Origin of the sequence: Vibrio sp. 1641, from assembly GCF_033339995.1 — a bacterium.
GTDB classification, from domain to species: Bacteria; Pseudomonadota; Gammaproteobacteria; order Enterobacterales; family Vibrionaceae; genus Vibrio; species Vibrio alginolyticus.
In genome coordinates, this window is sequence record NZ_JAWOVP010000392.1 from 1 (window position 1) to 568 (window position 568).

The window sequence follows — 568 nt, forward strand, 5'->3', positions numbered from 1 at the left end:
CTCAGCAACGTTATATCGAAGGCAGCGGTGACCAAATCAAAACATCGATTTTGCCGGAGTCCTCAAATTATGTCGGCAGTGAACGTTATCGCTTACTCCACAAACGTTATCACTGGGCATATCTGGAGCTACTCAAACGCTCAGATTTTAATGATATTTTGCTGGTCGATATTAACGGCAACGTGACCTATTCCATCAACAAAGACGACAACTACGGTACTAACCTACTAACGGGGCGCTACAAAGACTCGGCATTAGGTAAAACCTTTAAACGTCTAGCTGATGACGTCAACGAACGCCGCAAAGTGAATGAAGATTATACGCCCGTCATTATTTCTGATTTTGAACTGGAACATGGTCGACAAGTCGCTTGGCTTGGTGCACCTATCGTTCAGCAAGGCTATTTGCACAGCTATGCTATGTTCCGTTTACCAAACAACGGCATTACCAAGCTGATCGCAGATAAGAACCGTGAATCGTCCATCAACACTCTACTGGTCGGCAGCGATCAGCAACCACGTACGATTAATACCAAGCAAGACAGTATTCAAAACAGTCTTGAAGTCAT

The 568-nt window shown here is 44.5% G+C and carries 1 pseudogene; it reads left to right on the top strand.

Annotation, left to right across the window (positions count from 1 at the left end):
* Positions 1-568 (top strand): annotated as a pseudogene (locus tag R7Z47_RS26155) (hybrid sensor histidine kinase/response regulator); the annotation flags it as partial.